At 31.2% G+C, this 18,083-nt stretch carries 15 protein-coding genes; 6 read left to right on the top strand and 9 right to left on the bottom strand.

Annotated features, from left to right (window positions below):
• Positions 1 to 146: 146 nt before the first annotated feature.
• Positions 147 to 563: a CBS domain-containing protein gene (locus tag CLHOM_RS13035; RefSeq protein ID WP_052222233.1), complete on the bottom strand. Its 417-nt coding sequence runs from the start codon at positions 561 to 563 to the stop codon at positions 147 to 149.
• A 219-nt stretch (positions 564 to 782) separates the two neighbouring features.
• On the opposite strand from CLHOM_RS13035, the gene CLHOM_RS13040 reads away from it, so the two are divergent.
• Entirely contained in the window at positions 783 to 1,190 is a 408-nt protein-coding gene (locus tag CLHOM_RS13040; RefSeq protein ID WP_074782880.1) for a hypothetical protein, read from the top strand.
• 81 nt (positions 1,191 to 1,271) lie between these two features.
• Here the strand turns inward: CLHOM_RS13040 and CLHOM_RS13045 are convergent, their stop codons facing one another.
• Entirely contained in the window at positions 1,272 to 2,072 is an 801-nt protein-coding gene (locus CLHOM_RS13045; protein ID WP_052222128.1) for a hypothetical protein, read from the bottom strand.
• 334 nt (positions 2,073 to 2,406) lie between these two features.
• Here CLHOM_RS13045 and CLHOM_RS13050 point away from each other — a divergent pair, with 334 nt between their 5' ends.
• Entirely contained in the window at positions 2,407 to 5,841 is a 3,435-nt protein-coding gene (locus CLHOM_RS13050) for a pyruvate carboxylase (protein ID WP_052222129.1), read from the top strand.
• 49 nt (positions 5,842 to 5,890) lie between these two features.
• Here the strand turns inward: CLHOM_RS13050 and CLHOM_RS13055 are convergent, their stop codons facing one another.
• A complete protein-coding gene (locus CLHOM_RS13055; RefSeq protein WP_052222130.1) occupies positions 5,891 to 6,691 on the bottom strand; it encodes a YhfC family intramembrane metalloprotease in 801 nt (266 codons plus the stop codon).
• A gap of 235 nt (positions 6,692 to 6,926) precedes the next feature.
• On the opposite strand from CLHOM_RS13055, the gene CLHOM_RS13060 reads away from it, so the two are divergent.
• A complete protein-coding gene (locus CLHOM_RS13060; RefSeq protein ID WP_052222131.1) occupies positions 6,927 to 7,589 on the top strand; it encodes a hypothetical protein in 663 nt (220 codons plus the stop codon).
• A gap of 76 nt (positions 7,590 to 7,665) precedes the next feature.
• Here CLHOM_RS13060 and CLHOM_RS13065 read toward each other — a convergent pair whose 3' ends face one another.
• Complete coding sequence (locus CLHOM_RS13065; RefSeq protein ID WP_052222132.1) at positions 7,666 to 9,132, bottom strand: aminoacyl-histidine dipeptidase; 1,467 nt, start codon at positions 9,130 to 9,132, stop codon at positions 7,666 to 7,668.
• Positions 9,133 to 9,305: 173 nt separating this feature from the next.
• Here CLHOM_RS13065 and CLHOM_RS13070 point away from each other — a divergent pair, with 173 nt between their 5' ends.
• Positions 9,306 to 11,024, top strand: a complete 1,719-nt coding sequence (locus CLHOM_RS13070) for a sensor domain-containing protein (protein ID WP_052222133.1) — start codon at positions 9,306 to 9,308, stop codon at positions 11,022 to 11,024.
• A 52-nt stretch (positions 11,025 to 11,076) separates the two neighbouring features.
• On the opposite strand, the gene argJ is transcribed toward CLHOM_RS13070, so the two are convergent.
• Positions 11,077 to 12,294 carry a bifunctional glutamate N-acetyltransferase/amino-acid acetyltransferase ArgJ gene (argJ, locus tag CLHOM_RS13075; RefSeq protein WP_052222134.1) on the bottom strand — a complete coding sequence of 406 codons (1,218 nt, stop codon included), beginning with the start codon at positions 12,292 to 12,294 and terminating at the stop codon, positions 11,077 to 11,079.
• Positions 12,295 to 12,364: 70 nt separating this feature from the next.
• On the bottom strand, positions 12,365 to 13,402 hold the full coding sequence (argC, locus tag CLHOM_RS13080; protein ID WP_052222135.1) for an N-acetyl-gamma-glutamyl-phosphate reductase: 1,038 nt from the start codon (positions 13,400 to 13,402) through the stop codon (positions 12,365 to 12,367).
• Positions 13,403 to 13,707: 305 nt separating this feature from the next.
• On the opposite strand from argC, the gene CLHOM_RS13085 reads away from it, so the two are divergent.
• Both CLHOM_RS13085 and CLHOM_RS13090 read left to right on the top strand, forming a co-directional pair.
• Positions 13,708 to 14,877, top strand: a complete 1,170-nt coding sequence (locus CLHOM_RS13085; protein WP_052222136.1) for an aspartate aminotransferase family protein — start codon at positions 13,708 to 13,710, stop codon at positions 14,875 to 14,877.
• 229 nt (positions 14,878 to 15,106) lie between these two features.
• On the top strand, positions 15,107 to 16,102 hold the full coding sequence (locus CLHOM_RS13090) for a phosphodiester glycosidase family protein (protein WP_052222137.1): 996 nt from the start codon (positions 15,107 to 15,109) through the stop codon (positions 16,100 to 16,102).
• A gap of 45 nt (positions 16,103 to 16,147) precedes the next feature.
• Here the strand turns inward: CLHOM_RS13090 and CLHOM_RS13095 are convergent, their stop codons facing one another.
• The 3 genes from CLHOM_RS13095 to CLHOM_RS13105 are packed head-to-tail and all read right to left on the bottom strand — an operon-like array spanning position 16,148 to position 18,011.
• On the bottom strand, positions 16,148 to 16,753 hold the full coding sequence (locus CLHOM_RS13095; protein ID WP_052222138.1) for a TerD family protein: 606 nt from the start codon (positions 16,751 to 16,753) through the stop codon (positions 16,148 to 16,150).
• A gap of 52 nt (positions 16,754 to 16,805) precedes the next feature.
• Positions 16,806 to 17,384 (bottom strand): TerD family protein, encoded by a 579-nt coding sequence (locus tag CLHOM_RS13100; protein WP_052222139.1) that lies wholly within the window; start codon positions 17,382 to 17,384, stop codon positions 16,806 to 16,808.
• A gap of 48 nt (positions 17,385 to 17,432) precedes the next feature.
• On the bottom strand, positions 17,433 to 18,011 hold the full coding sequence (locus CLHOM_RS13105) for a TerD family protein (RefSeq protein WP_052222140.1): 579 nt from the start codon (positions 18,009 to 18,011) through the stop codon (positions 17,433 to 17,435).
• Positions 18,012 to 18,083: the final 72 nt, after the last annotated feature.

Below are 18,083 nucleotides of genomic sequence, written 5' to 3' on the forward strand. Positions count from 1 at the left end.
CCCCATTTCATTTTATAAACATGATCCATTTTATTCTAAATAAAATGGAAGCCTAATTAATTATTATTAAGCAAAGAGTAAGGATAAATCCTTACTCTTTGCTTTGGTGCTTTTTAAAGCTATTTTAATATTATTCATTACGAAGTTTATACGTTTTCAATTTTAAATGCAATTTTATAGTAATAATTAATTATCTCACTTCTTTTAATCATACCTATAAAAACATGATCATCATCAATTACAGGCACAAAGTTCTGTTTTGCGGCTAATGAAATTAAATCTTCAATATCAGCTTGTATATTGACAGGTTTATTGTATATTTGTCTTGGGATCTCTTTTAATGTTACCTTGTCCAAATTATCAAAATTTAAGCTAGGTGTGCTTTTTAACTTCCAAAGTAAATCTCCCTGGGTTATTGTGCCTACATATCTCCCCTTCTCATCTATAATTGGAATAGCCATATATTTATGTTTCTCCATCTTATCCATTACTTGCTTCATAGTAGCTCTTACAGTTTCATATATAACGTCTTTTTTTGGTGTTAGAAAAAATGCTATGTTCATAGTGTATCTACCCTTTCTATACATCATACCTTCACTAAGAAGTGTCTCTAATAATAATTATAGAGGCGTATACTAAATTAGTCAAAAGTATTAAATTTAACTTTTCGTAAATAATCGGAAATTTCAGCATATTGATTTTTCTCATATTGACTGCAATTACTAAATAAACTATTATTAAGTTAGCATTATTAACAATTTTTATCATAGGGGGATTTTATTATGGATTTCAAAGATACATTCTCTAAAATAAGAAAGACTGCCATTGATACCGCTTCCACGGTAGCACACTCTGCTAAAGAAGGTTCTGCAGCTTTAGCAAAAAAATCTAGTGAACTAATTGAAATATCCAAACTTACCCTTTCAATCAACTCTGAAGAAGCAAAAATCAAAGAATTATATTCAGATATTGGTAAAAAAATATTTGAAAAACATGCAAGCGGTCATTATATTGATCCAGAATTAGTAGAAAACTGTAATGAAATAACTGCTCTAAATAGCAAACTTAAAGAACTAAAGGATAAGATTGAAGATATAAAAACTAATTCAAAAATAGACTCTGTAGAATTTGAAGAGGTTTCTTCTGAAGATATAGGAACTGCTGAAGCTAAAAATAACACGCAAGAATAGATTTCAAAAGTAATCTAAAAAGGTTTTTAGTAGTATTGCACTATTAAAAACCTTTATTATAGTTATTTATTCTAATTTATTCTAAAAAATATTTGAATTTATAAACCTCTCAGGTTTCTTTATACCAAGAACCTCATAAATAGTAGCTGATATGCCTGTATTTTTTATACTACTTTCATAGTTGTCCTTGTTAATTTTTTTTCCTACTGTCCAAACCGGCACTACTTTATCATTATCCTTTATACTATTAGAAGAACTTATTCTCTTTTCAGTGGTGACTATTACTTGATAGCCCCCTTCTATCCAAATAGGAATCATAAGCTCTAAAATATTATCTAGCTCAAATACTTTTTCTCGAAATTCTTGAGTATCTTCTCCGTATTTTAAAGACACATGCTCTATTCCCATAGAATGAACCAACAAAAGATTAGGATTATATTTCTTCCTTATATATTCAGAATCTGTGAAAACATCAGAATCTCTATAAGAATAGTTTCCATAGTAAGTAGCATATTGTATATTTGATGCTTCATCAATTTTTTCTTTATGCTCTTGCCACTTTAATTTTTCCTCATTATAAGCTTCACCGAACCAGTAATAGGCAGCTGCCCCTGTTTTTAAACCATTATCTCTAGTTATCTGAAAAATATTTTTAGCACTCTGCCTTCTAATGACTTGATTGTTTATCATTGCATTGACAAAAAGGTCAGTGCCTTCAAATACATCCTCATATAAAGGCTTTAATAAGGATGCTTTTTCTATGTCCAATTCGTAGAATCTAGCTTCACCCTTGTCCACTAGTTCATTCATATAATTCATTTTAGAGGTGGCAATTTCATAGCTTAAAGCTTGAATTATTAACAATATTACTTTGTTGTCCACAATTATAACACCTTTCTTTACACCAATTATCTTTAATCAATATACTATAAAAATATTTAAAATAAATGCTTCATTATCATATAGATTATATTATATCAGTATTTAAAAATTAATCACTAGTAATTCTATTTATTTTTTAAATTTTGTATTAAATTTCATAAAATTTCTATGTGAATATTTTAGAAATTTGCAAGTGAATTTTTTTCAATATGCAATTGCAATATTATTTTATCTAATGTATAATAGTTTTGTTCTTAATTTTTGCATACTATCAAGTATAAATATTGCAACGATTACATTTTGTATTTATGTGTTTTAAGGGGGATGGAACGTTATGTTAAGAAAATTCAAAAGAGTGCTTGTAGCAAACAGGGGTGAAATTGCTATAAGAATATTTAGAGCTTGTAATGAGCTAGGCATCAGAACAGTAGCTATATATTCTGAAGAGGATAAGTATGCTCTTTTTAGAACAAAGGCTGATGAAGCTTATTTAATAGGTAAAAATCTTGGACCTATAGAAGCATACCTAAATATTGATGAAATAATTCATCTTGCTCTTAAAAAAGGTGTGGATGCTATTCACCCTGGATATGGTTTCCTTTCAGAAAATCCAGAATTCGCAAGAAAATGCGAAGAAGCTGGTATTGAGTTTATAGGACCAACTGGAGACATGATGGAAAAGCTTGGGGACAAAATCAAATCTAAAATTGTTGCTCAAAGCGTTGGTGTTCCTACTATTCCTGGAGTTGAAAAGCCTGTTTCTTCTGAAGAAGAAGCTTTTGAATTTGCAAGAAGTTGTGGATATCCTATCATGTTAAAAGCTGCTGCTGGTGGCGGTGGACGTGGTATGAGAATTGTTAGAAGTGAAAATGAATTAATTTCTTCATTTAGAAGCGCAAAAAACGAAGCTAAAAAAGCTTTTGGTATAGATGATATATTTATAGAAAAATACTTAGAAAAACCAAAACATATAGAAGTTCAAGTTCTTGGAGATAAAAACGGAAATATTGTACATTTATATGAAAGAGATTGCTCAATTCAAAGACGTCATCAAAAGGTAATTGAATATGCTCCTGCATTTTCTCTATCTGAAGAGAAAAGAGAAGCAATATGTGCAGATGCATTAAAAATAGCTAAATCTGTAAATTACAGAAGTGCTGGTACATTAGAGTTCCTTGTAGATATGCACGGAAATCACTATTTTATAGAAATGAATCCAAGAATCCAAGTTGAGCACACTGTAACTGAAATGACTACTGGTATTGATATAGTTCAAAGCCAAATACTAGTTGCTATGGGTTACCCTCTATCTTGTCCAGAAATAGGAATAAATTCTCAAGATGATGTTAAGCCAAGAGGTTTTGCTATCCAATGTAGAATAACAACAGAAGATCCTGCAAATAATTTTGCTCCTGACACTGGTAAAATAGATGTTTATAGAACAGGTTCTGGTTTTGGTGTAAGACTTGACGGTGGAAATGGATTTACTGGTGCTGTGATCAGCCCATATTACGATAGCTTGCTTGTTAAAACTATTACTTGGGCAAGAACCTTCGACGATGCTATTAGAAAAGCTCTACGTTCAATGAAGGAATTAAAAATATCTGGTGTTAAAACCAATGTTGGCTTCTTAATAAATGTTTTAAATCACCCAGTTTTTGCTGAAGGTAATTGTACAACAGGATTTATCGAAGAACATGGGGAATTATTAGAGATTGCAATTAAACCTGATAGAGAATCTAACATTCTTAAGTTTATAGCTGATAAAGTAGTAAATGAAACTCACGGAGTTAAAAAGGACTTTGATGTTCCTGTAATTCCAAAGGTAGTTGTACCTGAAAACTTAACTGGAACAAAAACTATCCTTGATCAAAATGGCCCTGAAGGACTTGTAGCTTGGATTAAAGAACAACAAAAACTACTTCTTACTGATACTACAATGAGAGATGCTCATCAATCTCTAATGGCTACACGAGTAAGAACTATTGATATGCTTAAGATTGCTGAAGCTACTTCTGCTCTTGAGAAGGATTTATTTTCTCTTGAAATGTGGGGAGGCGCAACCTTTGACGTTGCTTACAGATTCTTAAAGGAATCCCCTTGGACCCGTCTTACAGAGCTAAGAAAGAAAATACCTAATGTACTATTCCAAATGCTTATAAGAGGAGCAAATGCAGTTGGATATAAAAATTACCCTGATAATGTAATCAGAGAGTTTATAGATGAATCTGCTCAATCAGGAATTGATGTATTTAGAATATTCGACTCTTTAAACTGGCTAAAGGGTATTGAGGTTGCATTAGATCAAGTTCTTAAAAATGATAAAGTTGCAGAAGCCTGCGTATGTTATACAGGAGATATATTAGACTCTACTAGAGATAAATATTCATTAGAATACTATGTAAAGAAAGCAAAAGAAATAGAAAAAATGGGAGCTCATATACTAGGAATTAAAGATATGTCTGCTCTTCTAAAACCTTATGCTGCTTATAAATTAATTAAAGCATTAAAACAAGAAATATCTATTCCAATTCACCTTCATACTCACGACACTACTGGAAATGGTGTTGCAACTGTTATAATGGCAGCTGAGGCTGGAGTTGATATTGTTGATACAGCTCTTAACAGTATGTCAGGACTTACAAGCCAACCTGCATTAAACTCAGTAGTTGCTGCTCTTGAAAATACTAAGAGGGCTACTGGAATAGATTTAGACGGAATTCAAATGCTTTCTGATTACTGGGCTGCAGTAAGACCTGTTTACGAAAAATTCGAATCAGGATTAAAATCTGGTTCTGCTGAAATCTATAAATATGAGATTCCTGGAGGTCAATATTCTAACCTTAAACCACAAGTTGAAAGCTTTGGCTTAGGTCACAGATTTGACGAAGTTAAGGAAACTTATAAAGAAGTTAATACTATGGTTGGAGATATAGTTAAAGTTACTCCTTCTTCTAAGATGGTTGGAGACCTTGCAATATTCATGGTTCAAAACAACTTAACTCAAGAAAATATAGTGGAAAAAGCAAGAGATATGGCCTTCCCTGATTCAGTAGTATCTTATTTCAAAGGTATGATGGGTCAACCTGAAGGCGGCTTCCCTGAAGAACTTCAAAAGATTGTATTAAAAGGAGAAGAACCTATCACTTGTAGACCTGGAGAACTTCTTCCTCCAGAAGACTTTGACTTTATTGCAAATGGCTTAAGAAAATACTTCGATATTGAACCAACTAGAAAAGAAATTTTAAGCTACGCTCTTTATCCAGATGTATACCAAGCTTACTTGAAATACGTTAAGGAAAATGGCGACCTAAGCAGAATGGGAAGCGATGTTTTCTTCCATGGTCTTGCAGAAGGAGAAACTGCTGAAATTGAAATCTCAGAAGGAAAAACAATGATTGTTAAACTTCTTGAAATTAGCAAATTAGATAATGAAGGCTGCAGAACTCTTAATTTTGAAGTAAACGGAAATAGACGTGAAATAAAAATAAAAGATAAAACTGCTGCTGCTTCAGTAAATCAAGGAACTGCTACACAAATGGCTGACCCTGACAATGCTTTGGAAGTTGGAGCAAGCATTCCTGGAACAGTTCTAAAAGTACTAGTTAAGGAAGGCGATGAAGTTAAGGAAAACGACAGCTTAATAGTAATTGAAGCTATGAAAATGGAAACAAACATCACTGCTTCTGCTAGCGGAACAGTTGAATCTATAATAGTTAAAGAAGGACAACAAGTTAAATCTGGAGAATTATTAGTAAAGCTTAAATAATTATAAAAAACCTCTTTAGAACTTAATCTAAGGAGGTTTCTTTATTATGCTATTCATTGATAAGATTTTTATTATCCTGGTACACTTCCATTTCCTTAAATCTTCCCTTGGACTTACGTAAAAATCTAAAGCTAACTACAGCAACTGCAAGCATAATTCCTTCTGTTATAAATACGTTTGGATTAAATCCTGCTAAATAATCAACTAAAGTATGTATTAATATAGCATCTATTAAATATTTTTTATTGTTCTTTAGTATCCCTTCAAGAACTATAATTGCAAGTGCTATTTGAAATACTATTACAAATATTCTTTCGAGACCTCCCAGTAAGAACATATAAGATGAGGTATTTATTAAGCTATCCTTTAGAGCAATAGCTTGTGCCTGAGGCATTTTATCCATAACTAAATTGAAACTTCCTAAATTAATTATTGAGCTAAACAATATATTGTTTATCATGGGTGCCCCTACTAATACCATGGCTTCAATACCAGCATGTCCTATACCAAAGGCAATTCCATTCTTCCAATTTAGCTTATTTTTCATGAAATATTTGTATCCTAAGTATCTTCCACCCTCTTCAAAAATTCCAGCTGTTATAGCTAGAAAAGCAATGTAGATTATTTTATTTGATTTTATTAAGCTTACAAATATTTCACTACCATTTAAATAGTTTATTAAAGGAAGCCTTAAAGACATTTGTGAAATGACAAAAACTGATGCACCCATTGCCAAAGCTAAAATAGATATTTTCTCTTTTTTTCGAAAATAAACAGCTAATGCAACTGGAAATACAAAACAGATGATAACAGTCACTATCATGAAAATCATTGATTGTTTACTTACCATTGTACTTCTCCTTAAATGTTTTATTTATATTAGTATAAAATAGTTTATATATTTTATAAAGCTTACAACGCAACTTTTTTATAAAATATGCTAGACTCGTAACTTAAGTTACCGTTTTTTTAGAGTTTTTCTTATAAACTACTATACATAAGGTACCAATCCTTGTATTAATGAAGGTTTATAAGATAATACTACTATAAACTGCTATTATAAATTTATAAAAGAGGTGTTTAATATGAGTAAATTTTTAGCTCCAATACATTCCTGGTTATTTAATAAAATAAAACTATATGAAAATCTTGAAAAGGACCTAATAAATGATTTTAAGGCTGATCCTAACATGAATATTAGTAACATATTATACGTATTAGATTCTAGCTTTGAAAAACCTTTAGGAGATGCTCCCCTAGAAGAAATTATTGATGTAAGCAACATACATGGATGGCTTCAAAACAGAATAAAGATTGCAGAAATTAGACATGCATTTTTAATTACAAATATCTTAAATGAACTCGGTGATAATGCATTAGAAAAAATAAAAGAAAGTTATATATCTCAAGGAAAAGCTTGTGGAAAAGAAGCATCTGAAAAATACAATGTAGCTACTCCTTTTGAATTATTCAACGCTTTAAATAACTATATATTAGAAGGAATGCCTTGCGACAGTGCAAATAGCATTTGCATAAATGAAGAAGATATATTAGAATGGAGAACTGTAAAAGATCTTCATAAAGACTATTGGGATGCTGTAAATGGCGATGCACAAGTTTTCTATGAACTTCGCAGAGCATGGATTTCTAGCTTTATAGAAGTAGCTAATCCTAAATTCAAATATACTTTTGAAGTAAAATTCTTAAATGAAGTAAAGTTATACTCTAATAATATAGTTTTGAAATAGTATATAATGGTGCCAGGCACCGGAGAAAGGAGAAAACTCTTTTAATTTCTCCTTTCTCCGGTGCCTGGCACCTTCTCTATTTAATATTTCTTAAAACTTCAAGTAAATAGTTATACATCCTTTCAGTTGATGAAATGCTAAGTCTTTCATCTGGTGTATGCACATCAAACATGTTTGGTCCAAAGGAAATCATATCTAAATCTCCAAGTATATCTTTTAATATACCACATTCAAGTCCTGCATGAATTGCAGTAATTTTTGGTTCTACACAATACATATCCTTATAAACCCTAGAAAATATATCTCTTATAGGAGAGTTAGCTTTGTACTCCCAAGCAGGATAATCAGAATCTACGGTCATTACTGCTTCAACAAGTTTTGATAAGTCCTGAATTTCTTTTACTATGCTTTCTTTTAGGCTGGTAATTGAACTTCTTATAGCACTATCAAAGGTAATTTCATCTTCTTTAGTAGTTACTACCCCTAGATTAGTAGAGCTTTGAACCAGCCCAGGAATATCCATGCTCATAGTTTTAATTCCTTGAGGCATCAAAACCAGTAAGTGGATAATCTTATCTGTTAGGGCTCTTGAGAAGGTTCTGCAACCCTTTTTATTTGCATCCTCCAATACAGCTTTTACTCCTGGGTCTGAAGCTCTAAGTTCATTTCTAAAGATTCTATCAAATTCTTCTACAATCATACTTAATTGATTTTTATTTTCCTCTTTAATTAAAATAATTGCCTCGGCTTCTCTTGGAATAGCGTTACTTTTAGCTCCTCCATTAATTTCAGAAATAAACATCTCCATCTTTTGGTTAATTTCGTATAATAAGCGGCCCATTAATTTATTTGAGTTCCCTCTTTCTTTATCGATATCCATTCCAGAATGTCCGCCCTTAAGACCTTTAATTATAATTTTAAAAGATATAAATCCTTCTTTTCTATTTTCAAGTTCCACTGTAAGGCTTACTTTATTTCTTATTCCACCCGCACAAGAAGATAGCAGTTCTCCTTCTTCCTCAGAATCTATATTAATTAAGATTTTTCCTGATAAGTTCTCTGCTTTTACGCCAGTAGCTCCACCCATTCCAGTTTCTTCTTCTGTAGTAATTAAAACTTCTAATGCAGGATGTTCTATATTATTGTTAACTAATATAGCCATGCAATAGGCTACTGCTATTCCATTATCTGCCCCTAGAGTTGTTCCTGCTGCTTTAATAAAATCTCCATCTATTTCTAGCTTTAAAGGATCCTTTTCAAAGTCATGAATTGTATCATTATTTTTTTCGCATACCATATCCATGTGACCTTGCAAAATTACTGTAGGAGCATTTTCATAACCAACAGTAGCTGGTTTTTTAATTATTATATTTAATGCTTCATCTTGTATAACCTCTAGGTTGTTTTCTTTTGCAAAGTTTAATAGGTAATCACTTATAGCCTTTTCATTTCCTGATCCCCTGGGTATATTACTTATTTCTTCAAAATACTTAAACACGAAATTTGGAGATAAATTTTTCAATAAATTTCCCAAATTACTCATCCTTTCTCGTTTCAACCATATATTATATAAGTAGTTTTATTTCTAATCTTAATTTTAGCATAGTAATAAGTTTTAATACAGGATTAAATACAATCTTATATTAATTCTTATACACATTTTTATTTAAGATTTATATTTTATTATATTACAATATATGTTTTTGGGGTGATTCCATGGATTATAGTTTTAATAAAGAAATTGAAGTTAAAGATGAGCTTCTAAAAAATAGTGAGGAGAGGTATAGGTTAGCTTTATTAGGTGCTAACGACGGTATTTGGGATTGGGATATTAAAAAAGGAGAATATCATAATTCAAAAAAATTTATGACACTTTTAGATTATCCAACAGAGGATACTATTTTTCTCAATAACTCTTGGCAAAATTTAATATATTATAAGGATTTAGAAAAAGTTCAATGGGCTTTAGATTTATATCTAAAACAACAAACTCCTAAATACAAATGTGAGTATCGAATTAAGAAAAAAGATGGTTCTTTCATATGGATATTAGATACAGGAGTGGCTATTTGGGATGAAAATGGAATTCCTATTCGAATGGCTGGATCACATACAGACATAACAAAGAGAAAAATGTGGGAAGAACATATAAACAAGTTAGCATTCTACGACACTATTACAGACCTCCCAAATAGAAGCTCTCTAAATATAGAATTAAAAAAACTTATGCTAGAGGAAGATAAATTTTCCCTAGTATTTATTGATATAGATAACTTTAAGTCTATAAATGAAGCCCATGGTCATTCTTTCGGAGACGAATTATTAAAAAAGGTTACTGAAAGGTTTAAGGTATTTTTAAATAATTCTCACAAGCTTTATAGATGGAGTGGAGATGAATTTATCTTTCTTATAACAAATATAAATTCATTAAAGGATATTCAGGAATTTATAATAAACATAAGAAAATTACTAAACACCAGTATTTTCATTAGGGGAAATGAATTATATATTACTGTTAGCATTGGTGCAAGTATTTTCCCAGATGATTCAAAAACTCCAGAGGAATTAATTCAAAATGCTGACATAGCAATGCACTACGCAAAGAGTATAAGAAAAAATAATTATAAAATTTATAATAAGCAGATATATATTCAAAACTTAAGCAAGCTTACATTAGAACAAGATTTACAGGATGCTGTAAAAAATAAGCATTTTAAAATTGCTTATCAACCACAGTATGATATAAAAACTGAAAGCATTAACGGAATGGAAGCCTTAGTTAGATGGGTGACTCCTGATAATAGGGTCATTTCTCCTGCGGATTTCATTCCTATTGCTGAAGAAACAGGCCTAATTATTCCAATAAGTGAATATGTTTTCGAAAAAGCCTGTATTCAGAATAAATTATGGCAAGATAAGGGCTATAGACCTATAAAGATTGCTGTTAATCTTTCAGCGAAACAGTTTGAAAGTAAAAATCTAGTAAGAAAAATCATTAAAATTCTAAAAAAAACTAATCTATCTCCAAAATATCTAGAACTGGAGGTAACAGAAAGCATGTCCATGAAAAACCCTCATCGTACAAGTCAACTTTTAGCTAGCATGAGAAAGCTTGGAATTTCTGTTGCATTAGATGATTTTGGTACTGGTTATTCTTCGTTAAATTATTTAAAAATGTTTCCTGTTAACAAAATTAAAATTGATAAATCTTTTATAGATAAGGTAACTGAAAACTCAAAGGAAAGCCATATTACAAAATCCCTAATAGCCCTAGCTCACGATTTAGATTTTAAGATTATTGCAGAAGGTATAGAAACCAAAGAACAGCTGCAGTATTTAAAAATAAATAATTGCGATGAAGGTCAAGGCTATTACTTTAATAAGCCTATGTATTCTAATGAAATGGAGGAGCTGCTAAAATATCATTCTCAGTAAAAAAATCTAATGGTTTTGTAATAAGATCACAAGACCATTAGATTTTATATTATCAGGTTCTATATTCTCCATTGATTTCTACATATTTATAAGTAAGATCACAACCCCAAGCTTTTGCACTGTATTCTCCATCTTTTAAATTAATATATATTATAATATATTCTTCTTTTAAAATATCGCTTGCCTTTACTTCATCAAATTCTATATTCATTCCGTCTTTAAATACTAGCATTTCTCCCTTAGAACTCTTAAAGCTTAGATCTACCTTATTAGGATCAAAATCTCCTCCAGAATAACCTATGGCACATATAACCCTTCCCCAGTTAGGATCACTTCCAAATAGAGCTGCCTTAACAAGATTTGAAGATACTACAGACATTGCACATAGTCTTGCACTTTCTTCAGTTACTGCATTTACTACCTGTACCTCTACTAATTTTGTAGCTCCCTCTCCATCTCTTGAAATCTTCTTAGAAAGTTCTACGTTAACATAATCTAAAGCTTCCTTAAATATTTTATAGTCTTCATTTTCCTCAGAAATTAATGGGTTTTCTGCTGTTCCATTTGCAAGAGCTAAAACCATATCGTTTGTACTTACATCTCCATCTACAGAAATCATATTATATGAATCCTTTATACTGCTTTTTAATGCTTTATCAAGCATTTCCTTGCTTATGTTAGCATCTGTAACTACAAAGCTTAGCATAGTTGCCATGTTAGGCTTTATCATACCTGAACCTTTTGCAGCTCCACTTAATGTAACCTTCTTTCCTCCAAGGTTAATTTCCACTGTAACTTCCTTAGAAACAGTATCTGTAGTCATTATTGCTTGTGCAGCATCTTTTCCACCATCTTCAGAAATTAATCCTGTAATTTCGTTTATTCCGTTCTCCATAACATCCATTGGAATAGAAACTCCTATTACCCCAGTAGATGCCTCTAAAACCTCTTCTGGCTTCAAACCTAATTTACCCGCTACCATTTCAGTTATCTTTTTTGCATCTTCATATCCCTTTTGGCCTGTACAAGCATTTGCTTGACCGCTGTTAACTATAATAGCTTGTGTATTGCTATTTTTTATATTTTCCATATTTAAAGTAACACAAGCAGCCTTTACTTTATTTGTAGTGAAAACCCCAGCAGAAACAGCTGGTTTTTCACTATATATTAGGGCTAAATCCTTTTTATTGCTCTTTTTAAAGCCAGCTATAATACCTGCTGCTTTAAAGCCTTTTACCCCATTAATAAAATTAGTATCTATTACATTCATTTATCAGTTCCTCCTTTAATTACATATAAATATATCTTGGTATTCTTTAATAACAATCTAGCTCCCACTTCTAGATTTGCATAGGTAAAACATCAATACCCTTATTTTCTTCTAATCCGAATATAACATTCATATTTTGTACTGCTTGCCCCGCTGCCCCTTTAATCAAATTGTCTATTGCTGATATAACAATGACTTTATTTGTTCTCTTATCTACTCTAAGTCCTATATCACATAGATTACTTCCTTTAACATTTCTGGTTTCAGGAATTTCTTTTATAATTCTTATAAATTGCTCTTTACCATAATATTTATTATAAATATCATATAGTTCTTCTTCACTTACAGCATTCTTTAGTTTTCCATAACAAGTAGAAAGTATTCCTCTATTCATAGGCACCAAGTGTGGTGTAAATACTAAAGAAATATCCTTTCCTGCAGCTATTGATAACTCTTGTTCAATTTCAGGAGTATGCCTATGAGTCGTTACTCCGTAAGCTTTTATTGACTCATTACATTCCCCAAATAAAGATGTTACTTTTAGGTCTCTTCCTGCTCCTGACACACCTGATTTAGCATCTATTATAATAGAATCAAGTTCAATTAAGTTTTCCTTAACTAAAGGATATAATCCTAATATACTAGCTGTAGTATAACATCCTGGGTTTGCTATAAGGTTACTATTTTTTATTTTATCTCTATATATTTCAACAAGTCCATAAACAGCATCTTCAAGTAAGTCTACTGCATTATGTTCTAATCCATACCATTCCTTATATATTTCTGGAGAATTCAATCTAAAATCTGCACCTAAGTCAATTACCTTGATTCCCTTTGCTAAAGCCTTTCTAGCTAAATCAAAGGATTTACCATGAGGAAGAGCTATGAAAAGTACATTTATCGTGCATAGTCTCTCTTCTGCTTCCTGAATCTTTATACATTTATTATCTACAAAACCTCTATAATTCGGATACACCTGTGAAAAAGAAATATTTTCATAACTATGAGAAGTTAAAAATTCTATGTTCACATCTGAATGATTATTCAAAAACCAAATAAGTTGTTGACCTGCATATCCAGTAGCTCCGACTACACCAACATTAATCATAACATCACCCCTTAAAAGTATATAGAAAATTATACAAAACATTTTATAAATATTCAATAGTTTTTATAATTATTCATAAATATTTATTTTAAACTTTTTTGGCTTCATTAAATTATATATTCTATTGCCTATGAAGTGCAATAAATTATTTTTGAATAATTTCCTAAAAGTATTGCATATTTATAATTGTGATGGTATAATTATTCAAAAGTTGGCTTATTACTTAGGTTGGCTAATATTGTGGCACCTAAGAATATTTTTTATAATAGAATAAAAACAGTTATCTTGAGGGGTGAATATAAGAAATGTCAAGAGATTATATAATGAATACTTATGGAAGATTTGATGTTAGCTTTGAAAAAGGTCTTGGGACTAGCATATATGATGAAAATGGCAAGGAATATTTAGATTTTGTATCAGGTATAGCTACCAATTGTTTAGGTCATTCACATCCTGTAATTGTAAAAGCTATACAGGAACAAAGTTCTAAGTTGATGCATATATCAAATTATTATTGGAACTCAAATGCTTTAAAGCTTGCAGAAAAATTGTGCACAAATAGTGATCATGAAAAAGCTTTTTTCTGTAATAGCGGTACAGAAGCTATAGAAGCTGCTTTAAAGCTTTCAAGAAAATATGGAAGAATGAATGGCTCTAGCAGTAAAAGCAAAATAATATATATGAATAACTCTTTTCATGGTAGAACTATGGGAGCATTATCTGTTACAGGTCAGGGAAAATATCAAGAAAACTTTGCACCTTTAATAGGAAATGTAGAATCTATTGATTTTAATGATATAGATGTTTTAAAGAACGCTTTTGATGAAGATGTTTGTGGAGTAATACTTGAACCTATACAAGGTGAAGGTGGCATAATCCCTGCAAATATAGATTTTCTTAAAGAAGCAAGATCTCTTTGTGACAAATACAATGCTTTACTAATCTTTGATGAGGTTCAGTGTGGAATAGGAAGAACCGGCAGCCTTTTTGCATACCAAAAACTAGGAGTAATTCCTGATGTAATATGCATGGCTAAGGCTCTAGGTGGTGGATTCCCAATTGGAGGAATTATTACTAATAGTAAATGCAGCTCTGCCTTTGTACCTGGGGATCATGGTACTACTTATGGCGGCAATCCTCTTGCTTGTGCTGTATCTTTTGCAGTACTTACAGAACTCATTGACGGTGGTGTAATATCCTCAGTTGATGAAAAAAGCAATTATATTTACGAAAAATTAAATGAATTAAAGAAAAAATATTCAGTTATAGATGACATCAGAGGTATTGGACTTTTAATTGGGGTTGCAGTTAACACAGACCCTAAAAACATAGTTAATGAATGCTTTAAGGAAGGTCTTTTAGTAGTAAGTGCAGGAAAGAATGTTATTCGTCTTCTTCCTCCTTTGAATGTTACTTTAAAAGAAATTGATTCAGCACTATGTATTTTTGAAAAAGTTTTATCTAAATTTTGCTAATTCCTTCTTAATCGATATTCCCCAATAAAGAGGCCTCCAATTTTGTTGGAGGCTTTCTCTATTACCAAAATATTAATTATTTATAAATTTATTTTTATTATTGATGAAGATAAAAATAATAGTGGTATAATATATATTGTTAATTTTATAGTATAAATAAGAAATATCTTAAAATATATGTCTGTATAATTGTTAGACTTAGGGTAAAAAATAATTAAAGGTGATATATATGTTTAAAAAAGAATCTTTAAATGGGAAATTCCCTAAAAAAATTTTTATATTATTTGAGGTCTTATTTACAGTAATTTCAGCCCCATTTATTTTGTATTATGGTCCTTTTGAAAATGTAAAGGCTACTGTAGTAGGTTCTGCAATGACAACATCTACTCACCAATGGATAGCAACAACATTTTTGTCTAGGAAGCGCATTGACGAAATCCTTAGCAAAAATACTATTAATAATGTAGTTCAATCTGATATTAGTCAGCTTAGAAAAGAAATTAACACCTCTATGTCTGATAATAATGAGATACAAAAGTATGTTATTGATGGAGATAAATTTAAGGCTCACCTTTTAGTAATTAAGAATCCTAAAAAAATACATGTTGGATATAGCGATAAATTAGGTAAAATAAATGAGACTACCAGTAGCATTGCTAAAAGATATAATGCAGTAGCTGCAATAAATGCAGGTGGCTTTTTGGCAAATAAAGATATGACTTCTCAAAAGGAAGAGGTAGGAACTCCAGGAGGAATAATCATATCTAAGGGCAATATAGTTCACAACAGCTTAAAAGATGATGAAAAGATTTGTATTGCTGGCATAACTAAAGATGGAGTTTTAGTTGTAGGAGATTATTCCCTTAATGAAATGAATAACTTAGAAGTTAGTGAGGCCGTTTCTTTTGGTCCTTGCCTTATAGTAAATGGTGGTAAAACTATTACCTCCGGAGATGGCGGTTGGGGCACTGCTCCTAGAACAGCCATTGGTCAAAGAAAAGATGGAAGCATTTTGTTTTTAGTTGTAGATGGTAAATATATAGGTAGAGTTGCAGTAACCTTACGAGAGCTACAGGATATCTTATATCAATATGGAGCTTATAATGCTATAAATCTTGATGGTGGTTCCTCTTCTACTATGTATTATAATGGGGAAATAATAAGCAACCCTTATAAATCTACTGGAGAAAGACCTATCCAATCTATATTTTATGTAGAGCCTTAATATAATTAAAGCTAGTCAATGTTTTCTTTGACTAGCTTTAATTTCCTATCTATATCTATTAACTAATTCTCCTAAGTTAGAAGAATTGTCTCCTTCTCCTAAGGCACCAAATTTCCACTCATTTCCGTTTCTATATATTTCTCCTACAATTAATGCTGTTCTATTTGAATAGTCATCTGTTAAATTGTAGCGAAGCATTTCTTGTCTATTGCTTAAATTTACAACTCTAATAAAGGCATTCTTTATCATTCCAAAATGTTGTCTTCTTTTTATGCAGTCATAAATATTTACAACAAATATTAATCTTGCTATATCTTGAGGAACTTTTGAAAGTTCAATAACTATTTGTTCATCATCTCCATCTCCGTCTCCAGTAAGGTTGTCTCCCATATGTTGAACGCTTCCACTTTTATGTTTTAAGTTTCCAAAATAAACTATCTCTTCTTTTGATCTTACCTTTCCATTTGTATCTATCAAAAATACTGATGCATCACAATCTACATTTGGAGCTCCTCCTCCAAATAAGCTTCCAAGTAGTCCTTTTCCCCCTTGAGCTACAGGATCCCAACCTAAACCAACCATTATTCTAGATAATCCTTCATTATCCTTTGTAAGGCTTATCCTTTGACCCTTTTGTAAATTAACAGCCATTTTTTCCTCCTCCTAGTTGTTTTATACCTTTTTATAATATTTTAAAATCTTATTAAACATCTAAACCATAGTTTCTGCAAAGAGCAGCAAGTCCTCCTTGAAAACCACTTCCAACAGCACTAAATTTCCACTCGTCGTTATGTCTGTATAATTCACAAAAAACTAATGCTGTTTCAATAGAAAAGTCTTCTGATAAGTCATAACGCAATACTTCTTCTCCAGTTTCCTTATTTATTATTCTTACGAAAGCATTAGATACCTGTCCAAAATTTTGTCCTCTAGCTTGTGCTTCATGAATTGTTACTGTTATTGCTATTTTAGCAATATTTTCTGGTACTTTAGAGAAATCGATGATAATTTGTTCATCATCTCCATCTCCATCTCCTGTTCTATTATCCCCAGTATGAATAACCGAAGCACTTGGATGCTTTAAGTTATTATAAAATACAAAGTCTAAATCATTATTTACTCTTCCATTTTGCCCAATTAAAAAAGCAGAAGCATCTAAGTCAAAATCATATCCACCATCATAAAATTTTGTATCCCATCCAAGACCTATTATTGCTTCTTTTAATCCAGGAGCTTCCTTTGTTAAACTAATTTTCTGTCCTTTAGATAAGTTTATTGCCATTGAAAATCCTCCAATCTAATAATTCAATGTTTTATAATGGGTGATTTATTAGACATCTATACCAAAATTATTGCAAAGAGCAGCTAATCCTCCTTGGAAACCGCTTCCTATTGCATTAAACTTCCATTCGCCATTATGACGATATAATTCAGCAACAACTATAGCAGTTTCTATGCTATAATCCTCACTTAAATCATATCTGATAAGTTCTTCATTTGTATCTTCATTTACTATTCTAATAAAAGCATTTGATACTTGCCCAAAGTTCTGTCCTCTAGCTTGTGCTTCATGGATAGTAACTGTAAAATCTATTTTTTCAACATTTGAAGGAACTTTACTTAATTCTACTCTTATTTGTTCGTCATCTCCTGCTCCTTCACCTGTTCTGTTATCACCAAGATGAGTAACAGCTTTAGATGGATCTGTTAAATTATTATAAAATACAAAATCGTTATCAGAACCAACCTTGCCATTCCCTCCTAATAAGAAAGCAGCAGTATCTAAATCAAAGTCTTTTCCTCCATCGTATTTATTAGTGTCCCATCCAAGCCCAACTATTACCTTTGTTAAACCAGGATTAGTTTTTGTTAAATCCACTTTTTGACCTTTTGTTAAGCTAACTGCCATTACAATTACCTTCTTTCTTTAATTTTATTATTGGCTTTCTTCTAAATTCATATAATTAAGAAAGCATAATCC

It is taken from the genome of Clostridium homopropionicum DSM 5847 (assembly GCF_001263795.1).
In the GTDB taxonomy this organism is placed as follows: domain Bacteria; phylum Bacillota; class Clostridia; order Clostridiales; family Clostridiaceae; genus Clostridium_H; species Clostridium_H homopropionicum.